At 62.4% G+C, this 388-nt stretch carries 1 pseudogene; it reads left to right on the forward strand.

The features are described 5' to 3' along the window. A pseudogene (locus ACM6G4_RS22525) lies at positions 1 to 388 on the forward strand (ornithine decarboxylase); the annotation flags it as partial.

A 388-nucleotide genomic window follows, 5' to 3' on the forward strand; every position in this document is an offset into this window, starting at 1 on the left:
GACCTGGTGCTGTTCGACCGCAACAACCACAAGTCCAACCACCAGGGCGCGCTGTTGCAGGCCGGTGCCACGCCGGTCTATCTGGAAACCGCGCGCAACCCTTACGGCTTCATCGGTGGCATCGACGCCCACTGTTTCGAAGAGGACTACCTGCGCGAACTGATCGCCGAAGTCGCCCCGGACAAGGCGCAACTGCCACGGCCGTTTCGCCTGGCGATCATTCAGCTGGGCACCTACGACGGCACCGTGTACAACGCCCGGCAAGTGGTCGACCGCATCGGCCAGCTGTGTGACTACATCCTGTTCGACTCGGCGTGGGTCGGCTACGAGCAATTCATCCCGATGATGAAGGACTGCTCGCCGCTGTTGCTGGATCTCGACGAGAACG

The organism is Pseudomonas sp. IT-P258 (genome assembly GCF_949767825.1).
In the GTDB taxonomy this organism is placed as follows: Bacteria; Pseudomonadota; Gammaproteobacteria; order Pseudomonadales; family Pseudomonadaceae; genus Aquipseudomonas; species Aquipseudomonas monachiensis.